The sequence below is a fragment of the Roseateles sp. P5_E8 genome (genome assembly GCF_054177665.1).
Map to the genome: position 1 here is coordinate 89,932 of NZ_JBGCUM010000017.1, position 22,327 is coordinate 112,258.

Genomic DNA, 22,327 nt, shown 5'->3' on the forward strand with positions numbered 1-22,327 from the left:
GAACAGAAAAGCGCCCCGAGGGGCGCTTTTCTTATTCCCCGAACAGATCGGTCGAGGCCTTGTTGCTTGGCGGGGTGACGCCCAGGTGGCGGTACGCGGCCACCGTCGCAATGCGGCCGCGCGGCGTGCGCTGCAAGAACCCCTGCTGGATCAGATAGGGCTCGATGACGTCCTCGATGGTGCCGGCCTCTTCGCCAATGGCGGCGGCGACGTTCTCCAGGCCGACCGGCCCGCCGTCGAAGCGGTGCACGACGGCTTCCAGCAGCTTGCGGTCCATCAGGTCGAAGCCTTGCGAATCGACGTCCAGCATCGCCAACGCCTTGTCAGCAATGCCGGCGACGATGCGTCCGTCGGCCTTGACCTCGGCATAGTCGCGCACACGGCGCAGCAGTCGGTTGGCGATGCGAGGCGTGCCGCGTGAGCGGCGGGCGATCTCCAGCGCGCCATCGGCGTCTATGGGTGCATTCAGCAGGCCGGCGGAGCGGGTGACGATGCGCTGCAGTTCAGCCGGCGTGTAGAACTCCAGTCGCGCGACGATGCCGAAACGGTCACGAAGTGGATTGGTCAGCATGCCGGCGCGCGTCGTGGCGCCGACCAGCGTGAAGGGCTGCAGATCCAGCTTGATCGAACGCGCCGCCGGGCCCTCGCCGATCATGATGTCGATCTGGTAGTCCTCCAGCGCCGGGTAAAGGATCTCCTCGACGACCGGGCTGAGGCGGTGGATCTCGTCGATGAAGAGGACGTCGTTCTTCTCGAGGTTGGTCAGGATGGCGGCCAGGTCCTTGGGCTTCTCCAGCACCGGGCCGGAGGTCTGGCGCAAGTTCACGCCCAGTTCGGCCGCGATGATGTGGGACAGCGTCGTCTTGCCCAGACCGGGCGGGCCGAACAGCAGCACGTGGTCCAGCGCCTCGCGGCGCTTCTTGGCCGCACCAATGAAGATTTCCAGCTGCTCTCGCGCCTTGACCTGGCCCACGTACTCGTCCAGATGCTTGGGCCGCAGCGCGCGCTCCATCGCCTCCTCGCGGCTGGACTCGGGCGCGGCGCTGATCAGCCGCGGCGCCGGGGCGAAGTCGTCGGTCTGGATGCTCATGAGAGCTTCTTCAGCGCGAGCTTGATGCCGTCGCTGACGCCGACGTCAGGCGGCAGCACCTTGAGCGCGGCGGCGGCGTCCTTCTCGCTGTAGCCCAGCGCGACCAGGGCCTGCAGGATGTCCGCCTGGGCGTCGTTGGCCACCGTTGCCGGCAGCGCAAGGTCGGCACCCAGCTTGCCCTTGAGTTCCAGCAGCAGCCGCTCGGCCGTTTTCTTGCCTATGCCCGGCACCTTGGTCAGCCGGCCGGCCTCCTGGCGGGTCACGGCCTGAGCGAGTTCGGGCACGGACAGGCCGGACAACAGGCCCAGCGCCATCTTCGGCCCGACGCCGCTGATCTTGATGAGCATGCGGAAGGTGGCACGTTCCTCGTGCGTGAGGAAGCCGAACAGCTGGTGCGCGTCCTCGCGCACGGTCAGGTGGGTCAGCAGCACGGCTCGCTCGCCCAGGCCGCCGAGGTTGTAGAAGGTGCTCATCGGCACGTCCACCTCGTAGCCCACGCCGGCCACGTCGATGACGACCTGCGGGGGCGATTTCTCGGCGATGACGCCGCTGAGTCTTCCAATCATGAGCCCATTATCTGGGTCCGAAGGAGATCAGTTGCGGCCAAACAAACCCAGGCGCTGCGCTTCGAGCGCCGCCTCGGCGCGCGAGCTCACATTGAGCTTGCGGTAGATCTGCTTCACGTAGTCGGCAATCGTGTGGCGGCTGAGGCCCAGCTGCACGCCGATCTCCGGCAGCGTGTAGCCCTTGGCCACGCGCAGCAGCACCTCGGTCTCGCGGTCGGTCAGTGAGACCTCGTGCAGCAGCGTCGAGGACGGCTTCTTCACCTGAGCGGCGAAGTAGGCGATGACCTTGCGCGCGATGGACGGCGACAGCGGCGGCTCGCCACCACTCATGCGCTGCAGCTGCTCCACCAGCAACTCGCGCGACTGTTCCTTCAGCAGATAGCCGAAGGCGCCGGCCTGAAGGGCAGGGAAGAGGTGTTCGTCGTCATCGTGGATGGTGACGATGACCGACTGAACCTCGGGCTGCTTCTCGCGCAGCGCGGCGATGACTTCGACACCGGAACCGTCCGGCAGGCCCAGGTCCAGCAGCGCGAGCGTGAAGCGTTGGCCGTTGACGAGGGACAGCGCGTCCTGCACCCGCGAGCATTCGGTGATCTGGGCATTGGCGAACACCTGCTTGACCAGGGCCTTCAGCCAGGCGCGGATCTCCGGGATGTCTTCGAGCAGCAGGATGTGGTTCATGGGGGCCTTGGAGTCAGAGCGAAATCACAGCGGGATGGTCAGCCGGATAACGGTACCCCAGCCCGGCCCGGATTCAACCAGGCACTGGCCATGCATCTGCTTGGCGCGTGATTTCATGCTCGCCATGCCGTGGCCTCTGTCCAGCCTGCCGTCGAGTTCGGACGGGATGCCCTGGCCGTTGTCCTGGATGGTCAGCACGAAATCGCCGTCCTGGAAGGCGCTGGAAATCGTCGCGTTCGTGGCGCCGCTGTGTTTGATGATGTTGGACACCGACTCGCGCAGGATCCGCGTCGTCTGCACGTAGGAGCGGGCCTGGAAGGTGTGCTCGATATCCTCGGCGGGGCTCTTCCACTCGGCCAGGATGTTGGCTTGGCCCAGGCGCGAGACGACCTCGGCGCGCCAGTCGCCCAACGCGTCGATGAGGTGCACAGGCTTGCCGGTCAGGCCGCGCACCGACAGTCGCATCTCCTCCAGCGCCTCGCGCGCCAGCGTCGAGATGCGGTCGGACTCGCTGGTGTGCACGATGGTCAGCAGCTTGGCGCCGAGGTCGTCGTGCAGGTCGGCGGCGATGCGCTTGCGCTCGCGCTCGGTGACCTGCTCCAGCTTCTGCTCGGCGAGCTGGCTGTGGCTGCGTTCCACCTCAGCGATGCGATCGGCCATGCGTTGTTCGATAGACGCGATCCGCTTCTCGGCGTCGACCCGCGCATGCGCGACGTTATTCACCAGTTGCAGGCCCAGAGCCAGCATCAGCAGCGGCAGCATCAGGCCCAGCCAGGGCGAGGCCGTCCACCACAGGGTTTCGCTGACGCCGGCCAGGCCCATCTCGGCCAGCAGGGCCAGCATAGTCGGCAGCAGCAGCACGGCCATGAGGCGCAGCTCGCGTGCTTGCGTCTCGTCGGGCGAGGCCTGCAGGCGCAGGCGGCGCAGCCAAAGCGACCAACCCATGGCGGCCACGAGTTCCAGGCTCAGCACCGCATGCCAGATCGTGCCGAGGATGCCTACCTGGCCGCCCATCAGCAGCAAGCTGGCGGGCACGACCAGGCATTGGATGAGCAGGGCGTGGTCGATCCAGCTGCGCTTCCAGTTCATCTGGCGCAGCAGGAACTGAACACCGCACAGCACCAGCAGCGTCATCAGCAGTGGCCGCAAGCCCGCGGCGCCCGGCGCGGCAGTGGCGCGCAGCACGACCCAGCTCAGCATCATGCCGACGAGGAAGCTGGACGGCTTCTCGCGGTGGTGCAGGCTGGACACCAGGCCGACCACCGTGGCCATCAGCGCCAGCATGGCGGCCAGCCAGCCGTGCAGCGTGGCGGCCCAGTACAGGCCGGCCTGGGTCTGGGCGTGGGCGGCCGCCGGCCATAGCGTAGCCAGGGTCATCAGCGGGAACAGGGGCGGGCGCCAAGCCATTGCAGGCCTGCGCGCGGTGGGGGACGTCATGGGGCGGCATTGTGCGGGAGGCCCGGTGCCGGCCGGGCCGGGGAATGCACCAGCGACAATGCCGATAACTCTTTTGTTGCTGCCTCAAGTGATCCTGCGCTTCGTCCTCGAACCCGTCGACAACACCCGCCTGGCCCGCGTCTGCGGCAGCCTGGACATCCACCTGCGCGAGATCGAGGCGGCGCTGGGCGTGAAGCTGAGCCGTCGTGATGCGGAGTTCCGCATCGACGGCCCCAAGGCCGCGGCCGAGCGCACCAAGGCCCTGCTGGAGACGCTTTACGAGCGCGCCCGCCGAGCGCTGCCGGCAGAGACCATGCAGCTGGCCCTGATCGAGGCCAAAACACCGGAGGCCAGCGAGGCCGCCGAGGCCAGGCCGGGCGACGACGGCGGCCTGGTGCTGCGCACGCGCCGCGCCGACCTGGCGGCCCGCACGCCGCGCCAGCATCAATACCTGCAGCAGATCCTGTCGCACGACATCACCTTCGGCCTCGGCCCGGCCGGCACGGGCAAGACCTTCCTGGCCGTCGCCTGCGCGGTGGACGCGCTGGAGCGCTCGGCCGTGCAGCGCATCATCCTGACGCGCCCGGCGGTCGAGGCCGGCGAGCGCCTGGGCTTCCTGCCCGGCGATCTGACGCAGAAGGTCGACCCCTATCTGCGTCCGCTCTACGACGCCCTCTACGACCTGCTTGGCTTCGACCGCGTCACCAAGGCTTTCGAGAAAGCCCAGCTCGAAGTCGCGCCGCTGGCCTTCATGCGTGGCCGCACGTTGAACCACGCCTTCGTCATCCTGGACGAGGCGCAGAACACCACGCCCGAGCAGATGAAGATGTTCTTGACCCGCATCGGATTCGGCAGCAAATGCGTCGTTACCGGCGACACCAGCCAGATCGACCTGCCGCGCGGCACGCAGTCCGGCCTCATCGACGCGGAGCATGTGCTGGCCAAGGTCAAGGGCATTGCCATGACGCGCTTCACCAGCGCCGACGTCGTGCGCCACCCGCTGGTGGCCCGCATCGTCGAGGCCTACGAGGCGCGGGCCTTGCGCGAGGCGCGCGAGATATGAAACCAGAACTCAGATTGTCTCTGCAGTTCGCCGATCCGCGCCACCGCGCGCTGCTGCCGCGCCACAAGGTGCAGCGCTTCATTCGCGCGGCGCTGGAACTGCCGGGCGAGATCGCTGTGCGCATCGTCGGCGCCGAGGAGGGCCGCGCGCTGAACCGCGACTACCGCAGTAAGGACTACGCGACCAACGTGCTCACCTTCGACTACAGCCACGAACCCGTCGTCGGCGCCGACCTGGTCATCTGCGCCGAGGTCGTCGAGCGCGAGGCGGCCGAGATGGGCATCGGTGTGCTGGACCATTACGCCCACATGCTCGTCCACGGCACGCTGCATGCGCAGGGCTATGACCACGAGGAAGACGACGAGGCCGAATGCATGGAGGCGCGCGAGAGCGAGATCCTCACCGCGCTCGGGTTCATCGACCCCTATCAGCGCCCGTCCAGATAGCGCTTGCCGCGGAAGAACAGCCACAGCCCCAGCGCCACGGCGAGGATCAGCAGCGACGCCTCCCAGAAGCCGTTGGGGTTCTTGATCAGCGGCATCCACTCGAAGTTCATGCCGAAGATGCCGGTGATCAGGTTCAGCGGCAGGAAGATGGCGGTCAGCACGGTCAGCGTGCGCATGATGCTGTTGGTGCGGTGGCCCAGCGCGCTGAAGTGCATCTGCACGGCCGACTCCGCCGACGACTCCAGCCGCCGCACATGCGTCAGCACGCGCTCCACATGTTCCAGCACGTCGCGCGAGCGCACCCGCAGCAGCTCGCGCTCGCGGGTCACTTGCGGGTCGCCGTCGACCGGCCACTCGTCCAGCGCGTCTATCCATTCCTGGATAGCGGCGCGCTGGTCCTCGCAGGTGTCCTCCAGCCGGTGCAGCGCGTCGCGGCTTTCCAGCAGCAGCGGCCAGTCGTTGAACTCGCTGTTCTGATCCAGCAGCACGCGCTGCAGCGTGCCGAGCTGGCGCGTCAGCAGGCGGCGCAGTTCCAGGTAGCTGTCCACCATGTGGTTGACCATGCGCAGCATCAGGTCGGCCGGGCTGAGCGGCAGGCGGGCGCTGCCGCGCGCGGGCGCCTTGTCGCGCCCTTCGATCAGGCGGTCCAGCTTCTGCGCAAAGAACTCGCGCACCTGGCAGTCGGTCGGGTGCACCGTGACGAGCACGCGGTCGAACACCGCAAAGCCCACGGGGCTGGTGTCGATGGCGCGCATGGCCTTCTGCGCCGACGCCAGCGTGCCGTGCTCGTCGTCCACGAACAGCTCGGCGCTGCCCGGCGCCGCGGCCAGGCGGCGGAACACCAGCATGTCGTACCAGGACGTGTAGTCGAAGTGCGAGGGCAACTGGTTGTTGATCAGGTCGGCCACGTGCAGGTCGACGATATTGCCGCAGCCCCAGCGCACCAGCGCCTGCTGCGCGGCCGCTTCGCCCACCTCGAACTCGCGCCGGCCGTAGCCCAGCCACAGGAAGCCGCACTCGGGCAGCGTGTCGGGCAGGGCGGGCAGCTCGGTGAAGCGGTCCGGCTCGATGTGGAAGACCCGCATGGGCCTCAAGCCTTCTTCAACAGACGAGCGGCATCGAGCGCGAAGTAACTCAGCACGCCGTCTGCGCCTGCGCGCTTGAAAGCCAGCAGAGACTCCATCATGACGGCGTCGTGGTCCAGCCAGCCATTGGCCGCGGCAGCCTTGACCATCGCGTACTCGCCGCTCACCTGGTAGGCGAAGGTCGGCACGCGGAACTCGTCCTTCACGCGGCGCACGATGTCCAGATAAGGCATGCCGGGCTTCACCATCACCATGTCGGCGCCTTCGGCCAGGTCCAGGGCTACCTCGCGCAGGGCCTCGTCGCTGTTGCCGGGGTCCATCTGGTAGGTCTTCTTGTCGGCCTTGCCGAGGTTGGCGGCCGAGCCGACGGCATCGCGGAAGGGGCCGTAGAAAGCACTGGCGTATTTGGCGCTGTAGGCCATGATGCGCGTGTGGATGTGGCCGGCCGCTTCCAGCGCCTGGCGGATCGCGCCGATCCTGCCGTCCATCATGTCGCTGGGCGCGACGATATCGACGCCCGCGTCGGCCTGCACGATGGCCTGCCTGGCGAGGATCTCGACGGTCGGGTCGTTGAGGATGTAGCCGCTCTCGTCGATGACACCGTCCTGGCCGTGGCTGGTGAAGGGGTCCAGCGCCACATCGGTTAGCACGCCGAGCTGCGGGAAGTTCTGTTTGAGCGCCCGCACCGCGCGTGGCACCAGGCCGTCGGGGTTCAACGCCTCGGCGCCGTCGGGCGTCTTCAATGCGGCGTCGATAACGGGGAAGAGGGCGATGACCGGCACGCCCAGCTCGACGCACAGTTCAGCCGTGCGCAGCAGGTGATCCAGGCTTTGGCGCGACACGCCGGGCATGGAGGCCACCGGCTGCAGCAGGTTCTCGCCCTCGTGGATGAAGACCGGCAGGATGAGGTCGCTGGCCAGCAGCGTGTGCTCGCGCACCAGGGCGCGCGTGAAGGCGTCGCGGCGCAGGCGGCGCGGGCGTGCGGCCGGGAAGGCGGGAGGGTTCGGAAGTGAGCGGGCCAAGGCGGATCCTGGAACATCGGGGGAGGCGGCCCGGCGCGTGATGGACGACACGTCCAGCGTCATTTATTCGTGACGCTACCGCTCAAGCGCGCTAAACTTGTCAGCGAATGATAGCCGCAAGGCCGTTGTTCCCTGCTTTTCCTCCCTGAGCAGGAGCCTTGACGTGATGACAGCGAAAAGGCTTTCTCGGCCCCGGTTTCTACCGGGGCCTTTTTTATTGTTCACACGGCATGCGTCTCGCGGTGCGAGCCGCTTGGCGCTTGCGCGCCGGGGCCTGGCGGCCCCATGCCCTGACGCCCAATGGAGCCCTGCGGGCTCACGCTGCAGACGATTCTTCGACGACAAGCTCTGCCCATAATGGCCGCATGCTCTGGGTCAAAGCCTTTCACATCGTCTTCGTCGCCGCCTGGTTTGCCGGCCTCTTCTATCTGCCGCGCATCTTCGTGAACCTGGCCATGGTGGCGCCCGACAGCCATGCCGAACGTGAGCGCCTGCTGTTGATGGCGCACAAGCTGCACCGCTTCAGCAGCATCCTGATGGGCGTGGCGCTGCTGCTGGGGATCTGGGTGCTGTTGGGTTGGGGCGTCAGCCGCTTTTCCGGCAGCTACTGGCTGCACGCCAAGATGCTGCTGGTCGTCGGCGCCATCGGCCTGCACCACATGAACCGCCGTCTGCTGCGCAGCTTCGAGGAGCTGTCCAACCGCCGCAGCCACAAGTGGTTCCGCGTCTACAACGAGAGCGCCGTGCTGCTGTTCACCGCCATCGTCGTGCTGGTGACGGTCAAGCCGTTCTGAGGATCACCCCGGGCATGCGCCACCGGCAGAGTTCCGCCACCTGGCTGATGCTGGCCCACATCGGGCTGGTCGTCTACGCGAGCCTCTACCCGTTCTTTCCGTGGCGTTGGCCGCCGGGCATGGGTTTGCCCTGGGTGTTCGGTCTGCCGTGGCCGCCGCGCTTCTACGCCTACGACATGCAGGCCAACCTGATCGGCTACGTCCCGCTTGGCCTGCTGGGCTTTGCGGCGGGGATGCGTTCGGGCTGGGGGTTGCGGGCGTCGCTGCTGTTCGGCCTGCTGCCGGGGCCGGCGGTGTCCTTTCTGATGGAGACCATGCAGTTCTTCCTGCCGGGTCGCGTGCCGTCGCTGTCGGACTGGGCGTTGAACTCCGCCGGCAGCACGCTCGGCGCGCTGCTGGGCGTGCTGCTCAACAGCCTGGGCGGCCTGCAGCGCTGGGAGGACGTGCGTGACCACTGGTTCGGCGCCAGCAGCGCGCCGGCCCTGGCCCTGCTGGCGCTGTGGCCGCTGGCCTTGCTCTACCCCACGCCACTGCCGTTCGGCCTCGGCCAATGGCTGCCCTGGTGGCGCGAGACGCTGCTGGACGGCCTGTCCGGCACGCCCTGGGCGCTGAGCTGGGGCGACGCCGTCACCGTCGAGCAAGAACTGCCGCCGGGTCTGCAGGCGCTGGCGATCGCGCTGGGCCTGGTGGCGCCCGTGCTGCTGATGATCACGGTCGCCCGCCCCGGCCTGCGCCGCCTCGTGCTGGCGGGCGGTGCCGTGCTGCTCGGCCTGCTCGGCACGACCACGGCGACGGCCATGGCCTTCGGGCCCGACCACGCCTGGGCCTGGCTCAGCGAGGCGACACGGCCGGGCGTGGGGCTGGGCATCGCGCTGTCGCTGCTGGCCTGCCTGCTGCCGTCGCGTGTGGCCGCAGCGCTGGGCCTGTTCGCGCTGTGCGCGTTGATTGGCCTCATCAGCGTTGCGCCCGGCGACCCCTACCTGACGCTGAACCTGCAGGCCTGGGAGCATGGCCGCTTCGTCAACCTCTATGGCCTGACGCGCTGGGTGGCGTGGACATGGCCCTTCGTTGCCCTGGTCTGGCTCGCGGCGCGGCTGGTGCAACGGCCAAGCTGAGACAATCCGCCGCGATGAGTTACTACCAACGCCACGTCTTCGTCTGCCTGAACCAGCGCAGCAACGGTGAGTCCAGCTGCGGCGACCACGACGCGCAAGCCGCCTTCGACCACTGCAAATCCCGCGTGAAGCAGCTCGGCCTGGCCGGCAAGGGCGGCGTGCGCGTCAACAAGGCGGGTTGCCTGGACCGCTGTGCCGGTGGGCCGGTGGCCGTCGTCTACCCGGAAGCCGTCTGGTACTCCTGGGTCGACAAGAGCGACATCGACGAGATTGTCGAAAGCCATCTGCGCGACGGCAAGGTCGTCGAGCGCCTGGTGCTGCCGGATGCCATCGGCCGATGAACTCGCAAACTGAAAAGCGCCTCGTCCCCGGCCCGGCTGGCCAGATCGAGGTGGCCATCGACCTGCCGTCGGACGGCGTCACGCCCGCCGGCACCGCGCTGATCTGTCACCCCAATCCGACCCAGGGCGGCACGATGGACAACAAGGTCGTGCAGACGCTGGCACGCGCCTTCATCCAGCTCGGCTGGCGCGCCGTGCGCTTCAACTTCCGCGGCATCGGCAAGTCCGAAGGGGTGTGGGACGAGGGCCGCGGTGAGGTCGATGACGCGCTGGCCGTGTTGGCCGCTGTCCGCACGCCTGGCGAGGCCTTGATCCTGTCCGGCTTCTCCTTCGGCGGCTACGTTGCTTCCCAAGCGGCGCTGCGCACGGACCCGCCTGCGCAGCGCCTCGTCCTCGTCGGCCCCGCCACGAGCCGCTTCGACACCGCCCCCGTGCCGGCCGACACCGTGGTCATCCACGGCGAGGTTGACGACGTTGTGCCCCTGTCCGCCGTGCTCGACTGGGCCCGGCCGCAGAGCCTCCCCGTCACCGTCGTTCCCGGCGTGGGCCATTTCTTCCATGGACAGCTGCCGCTGCTCAAGTCACTTGTCGTGCGCGCATTCGACCCGGCGCGTGTCTGACCCGAATCGATGAAACGACTGCTCGCTTCCCTCTTCACCGCGCTGTCCCTGACTGCGCAGGCCCAGGCCCCGCTACCGCCCGAGATCGCCGCACGCAACTATGTGCTGATCGACCTGACGGCGCACAAGACCCTGGCCGAGCGAGACGCCGATGCGCCGCAGGACCCGGCCTCCCTCACCAAGCTGATGACTGCCTACGTCGCCTTCGGCGCGCTGCGCGAGAAGAAGCTGACGCTGGAGCAGACCCTGCCCGTGTCCAAGCGCGCCTGGGACGAGCGCAAGGGTGACCCCTCGCTGATGTTCATCGACACGACGATGACGCCCAAGGTCGACGAGCTGCTGCGCGGCCTCATCATCCAGAGCGGCAACGACGCCGCCGTGGCGCTGGCCGAGGGCGTCGGCGGCACGGTCGAGAACTTCGTGCAGTTGATGAACCGCCAGGTCCAGGCCTGGGGCCTGAAGAACACCGAGTTCCGCAACGTGACCGGCATGAGCGAGCCCGGTCACAGGAGCAGCGCGCGCGACATCGGGGTCATCGCAGCCCACATCATCACGGACTACCCCGAGTACTACGCCTACTACTCGCAGCGCGACTACACCTTCAACAAGATCCGCCAGGACAACCGCAACCTGCTGCTGCGCCGCGACCCGACCGTCGACGGCATGAAGACCGGCTTCACCGAAGCCGCTGGCTACTGCCTCGTGGCCAGCGCGAATCGCGACTTCCCCAACGGCAAGCGCCGCCTGCTCAGCGTCGTCATGGGCACGTCGTCCAAGGAAGCCCGCGCCAGCGAGAGCCAGAAGCTGCTGAACTGGGGCTACACGGCCTTCGACGCGGTCAAGGTCTTCGACGCCGGCACGGCCATCAAGACCGTGCCGGTCTGGAAGGGCGAGGCCAAGGAGGTCAAGCTGGGCGCTGCTGATGCGATCTTCGTCGCCGTGCCGCGCGGCGATGCCGGCAAGCTCCAGACCCAGGTTGAGCACACCGACCCGCTGGTCGCGCCGCTGAACAAGGGCCAGCGCGTCGGCACGCTGCGCGTGACGACGACGGCCGGCGCGCCGGTGGCCGAGGTGCCGCTGATCGTGCAGGAAGCCGTGCCCCAGGCCGGCCTGCTCGGCCGCGCTTTCGACTCCATCCGCCTGTGGATCAAGTGAGGTCTGCCTGATGAACATGCCGCCCGACATCCCGCCCGAGCAGTCGCTGATCGAGTACCCGTCCCAGTTCCCCATCAAGGTCATGGGCGCCAAGGTCGACGGCTTCGTCGACGCGATCGCCCACATCGCCCGCCAGTTCGATCCGGGTTTCGATGCGTCCACCATCGAGCAGCGCCCCAGCAAGGCAGGCAACTACCTGGGCCTGACCATCACCATCACGGCCACCAGCCGCGAGCAGCTCGACGAGATCTACCGGACGCTGACGACGCACCCGATGGTCAAGGTCGTCCTCTGATCAGGTGGCGCTGTCCAGCGCCTTGATCTTGGCCTTGGCGGCGACATCGCCGTTCTTTGCCGCGGCCTCGTACCAGTAGCGCGCCAGCCGCGCATCCGCCTCCACGCCCAGCCCCGTCTCGAACATCGACGCGACCAGGTATTGCGCGCCGACGTCGCCGGCCTTGGCGGCGTCCAGGTACCAGCGGTGGGCCTGGGTCATGTCCTGTGCCCGGCCGCGGCCGAGGTAGAAGCAGGTGGCGATGGCCAGCGCGCCTTCGCCATTGCCGTGTTCGGCGGCGCGTTCGAACCAGTCGCAAGCTGCGCGTGGATCGAGCTTGCCGTGGCGGCCCTGTTCGATCATCTCGCCCAGCGCGTTCTCGGCCAGCGCGAACTTCTGCGCTGCGGCGCGCTCCAGCCAGTGCCAGGCCTTGGCATCGCTCGCGCCCGGCAATTCGCGGCGCAGATTCATCATCGCCAGGTTGAACTGGCCCAGCGCCTCGCCGCGTTGGGCGGCGGCGGTGAAGCCCCGGGCAGCAACCTTCAGCCTGCCCTCGTCGTAGGCGGTCAGCGCGTCGGACAGCGAGGCGGCAAGAAGCAGGGCGGCAATCATTGGCATGGCAGTCGGCTCAGGCGGGCAAAGGCTTACAGCGGCTGCCTATGATGCCGCCCATGATCGTCAAGACCCTCGGGTGGGTCCCATACCTGCCCACGCTGGAGGCCATGCGCGCCTTCACGGCGGCGCGCGACGCGGACACGCCGGACGAGCTCTGGCTCTGCGAGCACCCGCCCACCTTCACCCAAGGCATCGCCGGCAAGCCGGAGCACCTGCTGCTGCCGGGCGACATCCCGGTCGTGGCGACCGAGCGCGGCGGCCAGGTCACGTATCACGGCCCTGGTCAGGTCACGGCCTACCCGCTCATCGATCTGCGGCGGCAGGGCATCTTCGTCAAGGAGTACGTCTTCCGCCTGGAGACGGCGCTGATACAGACGCTGGACAGCTACGGCGTGACCGGCCTGCGCGTCGCCAGCGCGCCGGGCATCTACGTGCGCCCGGCCGACCCCGGCAGCCATGCGGCGCTCGCCGGCCCGGTCGATCCGGCCAACGCTTTCAAGGGTCTGGCCAAGATCGCCGCACTGGGCATCAAGGTCAGCCGCCACTGCACCTTCCACGGCCTCGCGCTGAACGTGGCGATGGACCTTGAACCCTTCCAGCGCATCAACCCTTGCGGATACGAAGGCCTGGAAACCACATCCCTCGATAAACTCGGGGTTTTCACCGACTGGCCGACCGCGGCCGGGCGGCTCGCCGAGCGGCTCTCGGCACAATTTGAAGTCTCGACGCCTTGACCATGTCCGACACGACCACCACCTACGACCCGACGATCAAGCAAAAGGCCGAGGCCAAGACCTCCCGCATCCCGATCAAGATCGTTCCCGTCGCTCAGGCCGAGGTGCTGAAGAAGCCGGACTGGATCCGCGTCAAGGCCGGCTCGCCGTCGACGCGCTTCTACGAGATCAAGCAGATCCTGCGCGAGCACAAGCTGCACACCGTCTGTGAGGAAGCCAGCTGCCCCAACATCGGCGAATGCTTCGGCAAGGGCACGGCGACGTTCATGATCATGGGCGACAAGTGCACGCGCCGCTGCCCGTTCTGCGACGTCGGCCATGGCCGGCCGGACCCGCTGGACGTGGACGAGCCGCTGAACCTGGCCAAGACGATCGCGGCGCTCAAGCTGAAGTACGTCGTCATCACCAGCGTCGACCGTGACGACCTCAAGGACGGCGGCGCCGGCCACTTCGCCGAGTGCATCAGCAAGACGCGCGAGCTGTCGCCGCAGACGCAGATCGAGGTGCTGGTGCCCGACTTCCGTGGCCGCGCCGACCGGGCGCTGAACATCCTGAAGGCCGCACCGCCTGACGTGATGAACCACAACCTGGAGACCGCGCCGCGCCTGTACAAGGAAGCGCGCCCTGGCTCGGACTACCAGTTCAGCCTGGACCTGCTGCGGCGCTTCAAGGAAGAAGTGCCGGGCGTGCCGACCAAGAGCGGCATCATGGTGGGCCTGGGCGAGACGGACGACGAGATCCGCCAGGTGATGCGCGACATGCGCGCGCACAACATCGACATGATCACCATCGGCCAGTACCTGGCGCCGTCCGGCCACCACCTGCCGGTGCGCCGCTACGTGACGCCGGACATGTTCAAGCAGTTCGAGAAGGAAGCCTACGAACTGGGCTTCACGCACGCGGCCGTGGGTGCGATGGTGCGAAGCAGTTACCACGCGGACGAGCAGGCCCACGCGGCGCTGAACCCCACCGCCGCCTGATCAGCCCGCCAACGCGGCCGGCCGCGCCGGTCTTGGCTGCGGTGCCATCGGCGGCACCTGAGGCGCGTCGTTCAGGCGCAGAAACTTGAAGCCCACCAGCTGAGGTTTTTTCTGGCCGGCCTGACGTGCGTCGCGCTCGTTCAGGCGGGCGATGAAGCCCTGCAGCGTCTCCTCGCGCACCTGCGGCTCGGCCGAGTGCACGATGTGGCGCTGGCCATCGCTGCCGAGGACGATGAGACCGACGTGCGAGGCCCAGTAGCCACCGTCCCGGCCCGAGATCACGTTGACGAAGTCGCCCTCCTGCAACTGCGCCTCGATGGCGGCCACGTCTTGCTTGGCGACATAGACGTCGTCGAACTGCTGGACCGGGATCTCGCGCGTGATCTTGAACTGCTTGAGCAGGAAGGCCTGGCGGTCGATGCGCTGGCGGTAGGCCTGCGTCGGCACGCCGAGCGTGCGCGTCACGTCCTGCACCAGCCAGCTGTTGGCGACGTTCCAGTCCGCCTCGGTGTAGTGGTTGCGCGTGGCCGTGCCGATGACGCCGTCGCGGTAGCGCAGGCGCTGCAGCATCCAGAAGAACTCTTCCCACGACGCGCTCAGCGCCATCGCGTAGATGTGCTCGGCGAACACGACGCAGTCGCTCTTGGCGAGGTTGAACAGCGGCTGGCTGTCGTAGGTCTCGTAGGGGAACTCGCCCAGCAGATAGAGCTCGTAGGGCTGGCCGATGTTCTTGCGCGCCAGCGCGGCGATGCGCTGGCGCAGGGCGGGTTGGTCCAGCTGCTGCCAAGCGAGGAAGCGGCCCAGCTCGGCGGGCTGCATCTTGTAGAGCGGCTTGTTGAGCAAGGTCCCCAGTTGCGGAGCCTCGATGCCGACCTGACGCGCCTCGGCCAGCTGTGCGGCAGTCGGCTCGATCACCGGCACGGCAGGCGGCAGCGGTGCATTGGCGCAGGCCGTCAACAGCAATGCGATGCTCACGGAGCCAAGGAGATTTCTCATGGCTGGAGTGTCAGCCAGGGCGCAATGCCGGCTCAGGCTTCGGCCAGCAACTGCTCGATGAGGCCGTGCAGCGAGGCAAAGTCCGGCTCGCCGACGTAGCGCTTGACGATCTCGCCGCGCTTGTTGATGAGGAAGGTCGTCGGCGTCATCTGCACCGGGCCGAAGGCCTGGGCGACGCTGCCGGTGTTGTCGATGGCCACGCCGAAGGGCAGCTGGCGCGTCTCGGCGAACCGGGACACGAAGGCCGGCGGGTCGTAGCTCATGGCGACGGCCAGCGTGTCGAAGCCGCGCGCTTTGAACTTGTCGTGCGTGGCGACGATCTGCGGCATCTCCTTCACGCAGGTCGCACAGCTCGTGGCCCAGAAGTTCACCAGCATGACCTTGCCGCCCCACTGCTGGGAGCTGGCCTTCTGGCCGTTCAGCAGCACGTAGCTGACCTCGGGGGCACGCTCGCGGGCGCAGCCGCCGAGGGCGGCGGCGCAGAGCAGCGCGAGGGCGGTAACGAGGGCGCGGCGGTTCAGCATGACCGCCATTCTAGGTAGACGCTCAATTCCTCTTGGCGAGTTCGAACATCAGCAGCGACGGCAGCGCATCGGGGAAATGGCGACGGGAGATGCGGGCCAGGCCGTCGTCGGTGGCGGTGGACAGCTGAGTGCGGTGCTCGGCGTCGAACATCTCGACAAAGCTGAAGTCCGGCGCGTCGCGCATCACCGCGGCGATCAGTTGCAGCAGCGCCTCGTTCATCAGCGCCGCATCGAACAGCAACGCGTGCGGCAGGCCCTCGCGGCAGAACTGCTCGGCCTCGGCCACGCTGCCCACGACGTCTACCAGCATGCCCATGTGGCGCACGGCAGCTTGCGCCTCGGTGCGCAGGTCGCGGTTGGCCGCCAGGATCAGCAACTGGCAGCCGGCCAGCGGGCGCGAGTTGCCGCCCAGGCGCTCGACTTCGGCCTCCAGCCGCGCATGGGTGCTGTCGGGCGGCGGCGCCTCGTCCGGGGCGAGCTGGTTGAATTCGAGCGTCAGCAGCGTGATGCCGGCCTCCTGCTCGCGCAGCGGCAGCACGCCCAGCGTGATGGCTGTCTGCTCCAGCAGCTTCCAGGCCAGCGAGTCCAGCCCGGCGGACGCGGCCCGTGGTTCGGGGTGGTCGCCGAGCAGCTCCAGCGAGCGGTGGGCGAAGCGGCAGCTCAGCCGCGCCTTTACGGGCCAGGGTGTCAGGTCCAGGCGCAGGTCGACGGAGGAGTGCGTGTTGGCCAGCGCCCAGTCCATCAGCGCGTTCAGCAGCGCGAACAGCAGGGCGCCGTCGGCCCAGATCTCCACGGCCTGGAGCGACTGGCGCACCTGGACGCCGCGCGCCTGGGTCTCGCGGCTGCGCTGGGCGAGCACGCTGCGCAACATCTGCGTGAGGTGCTGGCGCTCGCGGTTCAGGCGCAGGCGGCCGGAGGCCAGGCGTGAGAGCTGCTGGCCCAGCATGCCGGCGGTGCGGGCGTCGTCCACGCTGCGGCGCAGCAGGCGCAGGCCGCGGCGGTCGATCTGGCCGGTGGTGGCAAGGGCCTGGATCTGCTCCAGCGCCGCGCTCAGTGGCCCGGCGATCTCGGCGCCTAACTGCTGGACGATGTCGGCCCACTGCACCGGCGTCGGTTCAGGCATGACATCGTTGGCGGCGCTGACTGGCGCGGAAGAAGGCGGTGTGGACATGACCCCTGAGACGACAAGCCGCGGCGGATGGTTCTAGGTTGTTGGCCCGCTGCGGTGCGAGAACGCATGCTGGGCATAGGGCGCTCCCATCTCCATCCCCTGGGCAGGGGGAAACCCTTGGTTTGGGGGTGGGTTTGCCCTCAAGCGATGACGCCGGCGGCACGCCAGTTCGTGATTTCCTCCTCACTACAGCAGGCTTCTCGCAGCAACTCGTCGCTGTGCTGGCCCAGCAGCGGCGGCGCATGACGGTACTGCACGGGCGTGGCCGACAGCTTCATCGGGCTGGCGACGAGGCGTAAATCCGGTGTCAGCGGGTGATTCATGGCGACGACGGCACCGCGCGCCTGCGCCTGTGGGTCGGTCAGCGCCTCGTCGATGCCATTGATGGAGCCGCAGGGCACCTTGGCGGCTTCAAGCGCGGTCAGCCAGTCGTTGCGCGGGCGCTGGCGGATGGCCTCGGCCAGTTGCGGCACCAAGATGGCTCGATGGCGGACGCGCTCCGAATTGGTGGCAAAACGTGCGTCTGCCGCCCAGTCAGGCCGCCTGGCCACGTCGCAGAACTTGGCGAACTGGCGGTCGTTGCCCACCGCCAGGATCAAATGGCCGTCGCTGGCCTCGAACACCTGGTAAGGCACGATGTTCTGGTGCGCGTTTCCCATTCGCCGCGGCACCTGGCCGCTGCACAGGTAGTTGCTGCCCAGGTTGGCCAGCATGGCGAGTTGGGTGTCCAGCAGGGCCATGTCGATGACCTGACCCTGGCCGGTGGCGTCGCGGTGGCGCAGCGCGGCCAGGATGGCGACGGTGGCATACATGCCGGTGAACAGGTCGGCCACGGCCACGCCCACCTTCTGCGGCCCGCCGCCGGGCAGGTCGTCGCGTTCGCCAGTCACGCTCATGAGCCCGCCCATGCCTTGCACGGCATAGTCGTAGCCGGCGCGCTCGGCATAGGGCCCCGTCTGGCCGAAGCCGGTGATGGAGCAGATGACCAAGCCCGGGTGCTCGGCCAGCAGGCTTTGCGCGTCCAGCCCATAGCGGGCCAGATCGCCGACCTTGAAGTTCTCCACCAGCACGTCGACCTGGGCCGCCAGCTTGCGCACGATGGCCTGTCCTTGCGGTGTGGCCAGGTCGACGGCCAGCGAGCGCTTGTTGCGATTGGCGCCGAGGAAGTACGCCGCCTCAGTCGTGTCCTGCCCGTCGGCGTCCTTCAAGTAAGGCGGCCCCCAGGCGCGCGTGTCGTCACCGCTGCCCGGGCGTTCGATCTTGATGACGTCGGCGCCCAGGTCGGCCAGCGTCTGCGTGCACCAGGGGCCGGCCAGCACGCGGGACAGGTCCAGCACGCGCACGCCCGACAGTGCTTGAGGAGAGGGCAAATCTTGCATTGCGGAATTGTCGTGGGGCGGCTGTCGATAATTGGGCGATGCGCCAACGCCTCACCGCCGGATTTGCCCTAATGCTGGTTTTGCTGGCGGCGTGCCAGCCGGCGCTGAATTGGCGCGAGGTGAGGCCGGAGCAGTCCAACGCCGTGGCGCTCTTCCCCTGCAAGCCGGAGGTCGAGCAGCGGCCCGGCATGGGCCTGGCCCAGTGCGAGACAGCGGGGATGAGATTTGCGCTGTCCTGGGCGGATGCGCCCGACCCCTCCCAGGCCGGCGCCGCGCTGAAGGCCATGGCGCTGGCCCTCGCCGCCAAGGTTGGTCAGCCGCTGTCGGTGGCGCAGCCGCTCCAGGTGCCTGGCATGACGCCCCTGCCCGAAGCTGCCCAGTACCGCCTGGCCGGCGCCGCCCGGCTGGCCGTGTTCTCCCATGGCGGGCGGGTTTACCAGGCGCTGATGACGGCGCCACGGGACGACGCGGCCGCGTGGGACAGCTTCCTCGGCGGCTTGCGCGTGGCTGGGGCTATTGAGCCCGCCCGCTAACATCCCGTCATGCCCCACCTGCTCGTGATCGCCCACGCGCCGCTCGCTTCTGCGTTGCGGCAGGTGGCCGAACACACCTTTCCGGACTGCGCGCCCACGCTGACCGTGCTGGACGTCCACCCCGGCATGTGCGCCGACGATGTCGAGACCGCCGCGCGCGCGCTGATGGCCGACGCCAGCCAGCCCGAGTGGCTGGTGTTGACCGACGTTTTCGGCGCCACGCCCTGCAACGGCGCGCTGCGCCTGGCGGGGGAGCAGGTGCAGGTGCTCAGTGGCGTCAGCGTGCCCATGCTGTGGCGCACGCTCTGCTATGCCAGCCAGAAGTCCTTGACCGAACTGGCCCGGCGCGCCGTGCAAGGCGCGGTCGCCGGCGTCGTCGCCACGCCTCCCTTGCCGCCCGAAGAATGATCACTTCCACCCTCACCATCAGCAACAAGCTGGGTCTTCACGCACGCGCCTCGGCCAAGCTGACCAAGCTGGCCGGCAGCTTCAAGTGCGATGTCCACATGAGCCGCAACGGCCGGCGGGTGAACGCCAAGAGCATCATGGGCGTCATGATGCTGGCCGCCGGCCTCGGCGCCGCCGTCGAGCTGGAGACGGAAGGCGACGACGAGCAGGCGGCGCAGGACGCGATCACCGCCCTCGTCAACGACAAGTTCGGCGAAGGTCAGTAAGCAGCTTCAGCTGGCGAGGCGGCGAAAGCGCGCTGGCAGGTCGGCCATGCGCACCAGCAGCGGCAGGTCGGCGGTGTTGAAGTCGGGGTCCCAGGCGGGTTCGCCCAGCAGCTTGGCGCCGCAGCGCAGATAGCCGCGGATCAGCGCCGGCGCCTCGACCTGCAGGTCCTGGCGCAGGTGCTTGATCGGCAGCGGCAGGCGCGGCCGCACTTGGCAGTCGATGGGTGCGAGATGCGTCGCAGCGATCTGCCTCCAAAGGCTGGCCGCGAAGTGCCCGCCGTCCCTCATGCTGACGCTGGCGCAGCCGATGACGGTGTCCAGCCCGTTGCGAGTCATGAACTCGGCCATCGCGCCCCACAGCGCAATGATGGCGCCGCCGCTGCGGTGGTCGGCGTGCACGCAGGAGCGGCCGATCTCCGCCAGCCGCGAGCGCATGCCGCGTAGCCGGGTCAGGTCGAACTCGGTGTCGCTGTAGAAACCGCCGGCGCGCTTGGCAGCTGTTGGGGTCAGCACGCGGTAGGTACCGACGACGGGGCCGGGCTCGCCGTCATCGCCGCCGGCACGCACCAGCACATGTTCGCAGTAGGCATCGAAGAGGTCGACGTCCAGACCGGCGGCCGCGCCGCTGGGTGGCGCCAGGCGCGCGCCCATCTCGACGGCGAAGACCTGGTAGCGCAGCGCTTGGGCTTCGCGCACCTCGGCCTCGCTGCTGGCCCAGCTGACGCTCAGGCGGGTGGGAGTGGCGCGCTCCGGGCGCGGCAAGGCGGGGGCATGCGACGGCGCATGCGTGACGATTTGGCTGCGATTCATGCGCCGGAATGCTGAGCGGCCGGTTTGACGCAGCCATGAAGGCACTATGAAAAAACCATGACGCGCGAGACTTGTACAACCGGCTACATTGACCCCTCGATCTGCGGGGTGTGCGATGAGTTTCCAGGTGTTCGGCATTGCGGTCTCACGCGGCGTGGCCATCGGCCGCGCGGTGCTGGTGGCGTCCAGCCGTGTCGACGTGGCCCACTATTTCGTCGCGCCCGATCAGATCGCGTCAGAGATTGCCCGCCTGCTGCGCGGGCGCGATGCCGTCGTGCTCGAACTGGAAACGCTGCGGGACGAGCTTCCCGACGACGCTCCCCACGAACTTGCGGCGCTGCTCGACGTCCACCTGATGCTGTTGCACGATGAAGCCCTCACCGGCAGCGCCAGCCAGTGGATCGTCGACCGTCACTACAACGCCGAATGGGCGCTGTCCGCCCAGCTCGAAGTGCTGGCGCGCCAGTTCGACGAGATGGAGGACGACTACCTGCGCGAACGCAAGGCCGATCTGGAACAGGTCGTCGAGCGCGTGCTGCGCGCACTGGCGCATGCCCATGGCAACGCGCCCACGCCCGTCACGCCGCGCGACTTCGGCGGCGAAGACCCGCTGCTGCTCGTCGCCGCCGACATCGCGCCGGCCGACATGATCCAGTTCAAGCGCAGCGTTTTCCGCGGCTTTATCACCGACATCGGCGGCAAGACCTCGCACACCGCCATCGTCGCCCGCAGCCTGGACATCCCGGCCGTCGTCGGCACCCGCGAGGCCTCGCGCCTGATCCGCCAGGACGACTGGGTCATCATCGACGGCGATGCCGGCACCGTCATCGTCAACCCCTCGCCCATCGTGCTGGAGGAATACCGTTTCCGCCAGCGCCAGAGCGAGTTGGAGCGCGCCCGCCTGGGCCGCCTGAGGCACACACCCGCCGTCACGCTGGACGGCGAGCACATCGAGTTGCACGCCAACATCGAGATGCCCGCCGACGCCGAGGCGGCCATTGAGTCGGGCGCGACCGGCGTGGGCCTGTTCCGCAGCGAATTCCTTTTCATGAACCGCGACGGCGAACTGCCGAGCGAAGAAGAGCAGTTTGGCGTCTACAAGGCGGCCGTCGAGGCGATGAAGGGCATGCCGGTGACGATCCGCACCGTCGACATCGGCGCCGACAAGCCGCTCGACCGCCTCAGCGTCTCCGAACTGCGCCACGAGCATGTGCTCAACCCAGCCATGGGCCTGCGCGCCATCCGCTGGAGCCTGGCCGAACCGAGCATGTTCCGCCAACAGCTCCGCGCCATCTATAGAGCGAGCGCCTTCGGCAAGGTCAGGCTGCTTGTGCCCATGGTCGCCCACCTCAGCGAGGTGAAGCAGATCATCGAAACCCTTCGCAAGGTGCAGCAGCAGCTCACCGATGCAGGCCACACCTTTACCCACGTCGAGCTCGGCGTCATGATCGAGATCCCGGCCGCTGCGGTCATGCTGCCGCTGCTGCTGCGCCACCTGGACTTCGTCTCCATCGGCACCAACGACCTGATCCAGTACACGCTGGCCATCGACCGCGCCGACGAAGCGGTGGCCCATCTGTTCGACCCCTGGCACCCGGCGGTGCTGCAGCTCATCAGCCGGGCCATCGCGGAGTCACGCGCGGCGGGCAAAGGCGTCAGCGTCTGCGGCGAGATGGCCGGCGACCCCGACTTCACCGACCTTCTGCTGGCCATGGGGCTGCGCAGCTTCTCCATGCACCCGTCCCAGATTCCTGCCGTCAAGCAGCGAGTGCTCCGCGCCGATACCCAGCGCCTGGCGGCCGCGCTACCGCGCGTGCTTGAAAGCGAAGACCCGCAGGCTGCTGCTACCAAGGAGCTGGCAACCGCCAGAGGTGGGGTGGCTGTAGTTCACTGAGTGGTCCCCGTCTTCTGACCACGGCTTGTGAGCTGCCCTAGCTAGACAGAGTGCAGCGTGTGCAGCCACGGAGAGCCGCACACAAGCTATCGAATTGGTGGAAGGCTTGCGTTCCCCGAAAAACCTGTGCTACAGTCGTGGGCTTCGCTGATGACAAAGCGCTGAGTGATCTGGAAGCGGATTGCAGGGCGTAGAGGGGTTGGCGGAGTCGGGTTGAAAGACCTGGGCGGGCTTGAGACAAGTCGGCGGGTGCTTCGAAGGGTTCGAAAGAATTTTTGAAAAGTACTTGACGATGCTGCGAAAGCAGATCAAAATCTCGCCTCTTTGC

The 22,327-nt window shown here is 68.0% G+C and carries 26 protein-coding genes; 14 read left to right on the top strand and 12 right to left on the bottom strand.

What is annotated here, in order from left to right; all coding sequences use genetic code 11:
- Positions 1–31 precede the first annotated feature (31 nt).
- Genes ruvB through ACXRVZ_RS12640 form a run of 4 tightly spaced genes read right to left on the bottom strand, consistent with a single transcriptional unit; the run spans position 32 to position 3,714 of the window.
- Entirely contained in the window at positions 32–1,090 is a 1,059-nt protein-coding gene (ruvB, locus tag ACXRVZ_RS12625; RefSeq protein ID WP_457422296.1) for a Holliday junction branch migration DNA helicase RuvB, read from the bottom strand.
- Positions 1,087–1,656 carry a Holliday junction branch migration protein RuvA gene (ruvA, locus tag ACXRVZ_RS12630; protein WP_457422298.1) on the bottom strand — a complete coding sequence of 190 codons (570 nt, stop codon included), beginning with the start codon at positions 1,654–1,656 and terminating at the stop codon, positions 1,087–1,089. Before ruvA ends, ruvB begins: the two co-directional genes overlap by 4 nt.
- Positions 1,657–1,683: 27 nt before the next feature.
- The gene (locus ACXRVZ_RS12635) at positions 1,684–2,337 is read right to left on the bottom strand and encodes a response regulator (protein WP_457422300.1); all 654 of its coding nucleotides are present in this window, start codon (positions 2,335–2,337) and stop codon (positions 1,684–1,686) included.
- Between the two features lie 24 nt (positions 2,338–2,361).
- Entirely contained in the window at positions 2,362–3,714 is a 1,353-nt protein-coding gene (locus ACXRVZ_RS12640) for a sensor histidine kinase (RefSeq protein WP_457422302.1), read from the bottom strand.
- 148 nt (positions 3,715–3,862) lie between these two features.
- Here ACXRVZ_RS12640 and ACXRVZ_RS12645 point away from each other — a divergent pair, with 148 nt between their 5' ends.
- Together ACXRVZ_RS12645 and ybeY are read left to right on the top strand one after the other, a co-directional pair.
- On the top strand, positions 3,863–4,837 hold the full coding sequence (locus ACXRVZ_RS12645; protein WP_457422348.1) for a PhoH family protein: 975 nt from the start codon (positions 3,863–3,865) through the stop codon (positions 4,835–4,837).
- The gene (ybeY, locus tag ACXRVZ_RS12650; protein ID WP_457422304.1) at positions 4,834–5,283 is read left to right on the top strand and encodes an rRNA maturation RNase YbeY; all 450 of its coding nucleotides are present in this window, start codon (positions 4,834–4,836) and stop codon (positions 5,281–5,283) included. The genes ACXRVZ_RS12645 and ybeY overlap by 4 nt, the downstream gene beginning before the upstream one ends.
- Here the strand turns inward: ybeY and ACXRVZ_RS12655 are convergent.
- Both ACXRVZ_RS12655 and hemB read right to left on the bottom strand, forming a co-directional pair.
- A complete protein-coding gene (locus ACXRVZ_RS12655; protein ID WP_457422306.1) occupies positions 5,265–6,368 on the bottom strand; it encodes a magnesium transporter CorA family protein in 1,104 nt (367 codons plus the stop codon). The genes ybeY and ACXRVZ_RS12655 overlap by 19 nt on opposite strands.
- A 5-nt stretch (positions 6,369–6,373) precedes the next feature.
- Positions 6,374–7,390 (bottom strand): porphobilinogen synthase, encoded by a 1,017-nt coding sequence (hemB, locus tag ACXRVZ_RS12660; RefSeq protein WP_457422308.1) that lies wholly within the window; start codon positions 7,388–7,390, stop codon positions 6,374–6,376.
- 365 nt (positions 7,391–7,755) lie between these two features.
- Here hemB and ACXRVZ_RS12665 point away from each other — a divergent pair, with 365 nt between their 5' ends.
- The 6 genes from ACXRVZ_RS12665 to ACXRVZ_RS12690 are packed head-to-tail and all read left to right on the top strand — an operon-like array spanning position 7,756 to position 11,710.
- Positions 7,756–8,184 (top strand): CopD family protein, encoded by a 429-nt coding sequence (locus tag ACXRVZ_RS12665; protein ID WP_457422310.1) that lies wholly within the window; start codon positions 7,756–7,758, stop codon positions 8,182–8,184.
- A gap of 14 nt (positions 8,185–8,198) precedes the next feature.
- Positions 8,199–9,299 (top strand): VanZ family protein, encoded by a 1,101-nt coding sequence (locus tag ACXRVZ_RS12670; protein WP_457422312.1) that lies wholly within the window; start codon positions 8,199–8,201, stop codon positions 9,297–9,299.
- 14 nt (positions 9,300–9,313) lie between these two features.
- A complete protein-coding gene (locus tag ACXRVZ_RS12675; protein WP_457422314.1) occupies positions 9,314–9,640 on the top strand; it encodes a (2Fe-2S) ferredoxin domain-containing protein in 327 nt (108 codons plus the stop codon).
- Entirely contained in the window at positions 9,637–10,260 is a 624-nt protein-coding gene (locus tag ACXRVZ_RS12680; RefSeq protein ID WP_457422316.1) for an alpha/beta hydrolase, read from the top strand. Before ACXRVZ_RS12675 ends, ACXRVZ_RS12680 begins: the two co-directional genes overlap by 4 nt.
- A 9-nt stretch (positions 10,261–10,269) precedes the next feature.
- A complete protein-coding gene (locus ACXRVZ_RS12685) occupies positions 10,270–11,415 on the top strand; it encodes a D-alanyl-D-alanine carboxypeptidase family protein (protein ID WP_457422318.1) in 1,146 nt (381 codons plus the stop codon).
- Between the two features lie 10 nt (positions 11,416–11,425).
- Positions 11,426–11,710, top strand: a complete 285-nt coding sequence (locus ACXRVZ_RS12690; protein ID WP_457422320.1) for a DUF493 family protein — start codon at positions 11,426–11,428, stop codon at positions 11,708–11,710.
- On the opposite strand, the gene ACXRVZ_RS12695 is transcribed toward ACXRVZ_RS12690, so the two are convergent.
- Positions 11,711–12,307 (bottom strand): tetratricopeptide repeat protein, encoded by a 597-nt coding sequence (locus tag ACXRVZ_RS12695; protein WP_457422322.1) that lies wholly within the window; start codon positions 12,305–12,307, stop codon positions 11,711–11,713.
- A 53-nt stretch (positions 12,308–12,360) separates the two neighbouring features.
- On the opposite strand from ACXRVZ_RS12695, the gene lipB reads away from it, so the two are divergent.
- A complete protein-coding gene (gene lipB / locus ACXRVZ_RS12700; RefSeq protein WP_457422324.1) occupies positions 12,361–13,038 on the top strand; it encodes a lipoyl(octanoyl) transferase LipB in 678 nt (225 codons plus the stop codon).
- A gap of 2 nt (positions 13,039–13,040) precedes the next feature.
- Positions 13,041–14,018, top strand: coding sequence for a lipoyl synthase (gene lipA / locus ACXRVZ_RS12705; RefSeq protein WP_457422326.1), 978 nt, complete (start codon positions 13,041–13,043; stop codon positions 14,016–14,018).
- Here the strand turns inward: lipA and ACXRVZ_RS12710 are convergent, their stop codons facing one another.
- The 4 genes from ACXRVZ_RS12710 to ACXRVZ_RS12725 all read right to left on the bottom strand — a co-directional run bounded on the left by ACXRVZ_RS12710 (position 14,019) and on the right by ACXRVZ_RS12725 (position 18,088).
- The gene (locus ACXRVZ_RS12710; RefSeq protein ID WP_457422328.1) at positions 14,019–15,014 is read right to left on the bottom strand and encodes an N-acetylmuramoyl-L-alanine amidase-like domain-containing protein; all 996 of its coding nucleotides are present in this window, start codon (positions 15,012–15,014) and stop codon (positions 14,019–14,021) included.
- Positions 15,015–15,046: 32 nt separating this feature from the next.
- The gene (locus tag ACXRVZ_RS12715; protein ID WP_457422330.1) at positions 15,047–15,547 is read right to left on the bottom strand and encodes a peroxiredoxin family protein; all 501 of its coding nucleotides are present in this window, start codon (positions 15,545–15,547) and stop codon (positions 15,047–15,049) included.
- A 13-nt stretch (positions 15,548–15,560) separates the two neighbouring features.
- Positions 15,561–16,661 (bottom strand): hypothetical protein, encoded by a 1,101-nt coding sequence (locus ACXRVZ_RS12720; protein ID WP_457422332.1) that lies wholly within the window; start codon positions 16,659–16,661, stop codon positions 15,561–15,563.
- Between the two features lie 188 nt (positions 16,662–16,849).
- Positions 16,850–18,088: a CaiB/BaiF CoA transferase family protein gene (locus tag ACXRVZ_RS12725; protein ID WP_457422334.1), complete on the bottom strand. Its 1,239-nt coding sequence runs from the start codon at positions 18,086–18,088 to the stop codon at positions 16,850–16,852.
- 71 nt (positions 18,089–18,159) lie between these two features.
- Here ACXRVZ_RS12725 and ACXRVZ_RS12730 point away from each other — a divergent pair, with 71 nt between their 5' ends.
- Genes ACXRVZ_RS12730 through ACXRVZ_RS12740 form a run of 3 tightly spaced genes read left to right on the top strand, consistent with a single transcriptional unit; the run spans position 18,160 to position 19,295 of the window.
- A complete protein-coding gene (locus tag ACXRVZ_RS12730) occupies positions 18,160–18,621 on the top strand; it encodes a hypothetical protein (protein ID WP_457422336.1) in 462 nt (153 codons plus the stop codon).
- Between the two features lie 9 nt (positions 18,622–18,630).
- On the top strand, positions 18,631–19,029 hold the full coding sequence (locus tag ACXRVZ_RS12735; protein WP_457422338.1) for a PTS sugar transporter subunit IIA: 399 nt from the start codon (positions 18,631–18,633) through the stop codon (positions 19,027–19,029).
- Positions 19,026–19,295: an HPr family phosphocarrier protein gene (locus tag ACXRVZ_RS12740; protein ID WP_457422340.1), complete on the top strand. Its 270-nt coding sequence runs from the start codon at positions 19,026–19,028 to the stop codon at positions 19,293–19,295. Before ACXRVZ_RS12735 ends, ACXRVZ_RS12740 begins: the two co-directional genes overlap by 4 nt.
- A gap of 6 nt (positions 19,296–19,301) precedes the next feature.
- Here the strand turns inward: ACXRVZ_RS12740 and ACXRVZ_RS12745 are convergent, their stop codons facing one another.
- The gene (locus tag ACXRVZ_RS12745; RefSeq protein ID WP_457422342.1) at positions 19,302–20,105 is read right to left on the bottom strand and encodes a GNAT family N-acetyltransferase; all 804 of its coding nucleotides are present in this window, start codon (positions 20,103–20,105) and stop codon (positions 19,302–19,304) included.
- Between the two features lie 115 nt (positions 20,106–20,220).
- On the opposite strand from ACXRVZ_RS12745, the gene ptsP reads away from it, so the two are divergent.
- Positions 20,221–21,999 carry a phosphoenolpyruvate--protein phosphotransferase gene (gene ptsP / locus ACXRVZ_RS12750; RefSeq protein ID WP_458232442.1) on the top strand — a complete coding sequence of 593 codons (1,779 nt, stop codon included), beginning with the start codon at positions 20,221–20,223 and terminating at the stop codon, positions 21,997–21,999.
- The last annotated feature ends 328 nt before the right edge of the window (positions 22,000–22,327 follow it).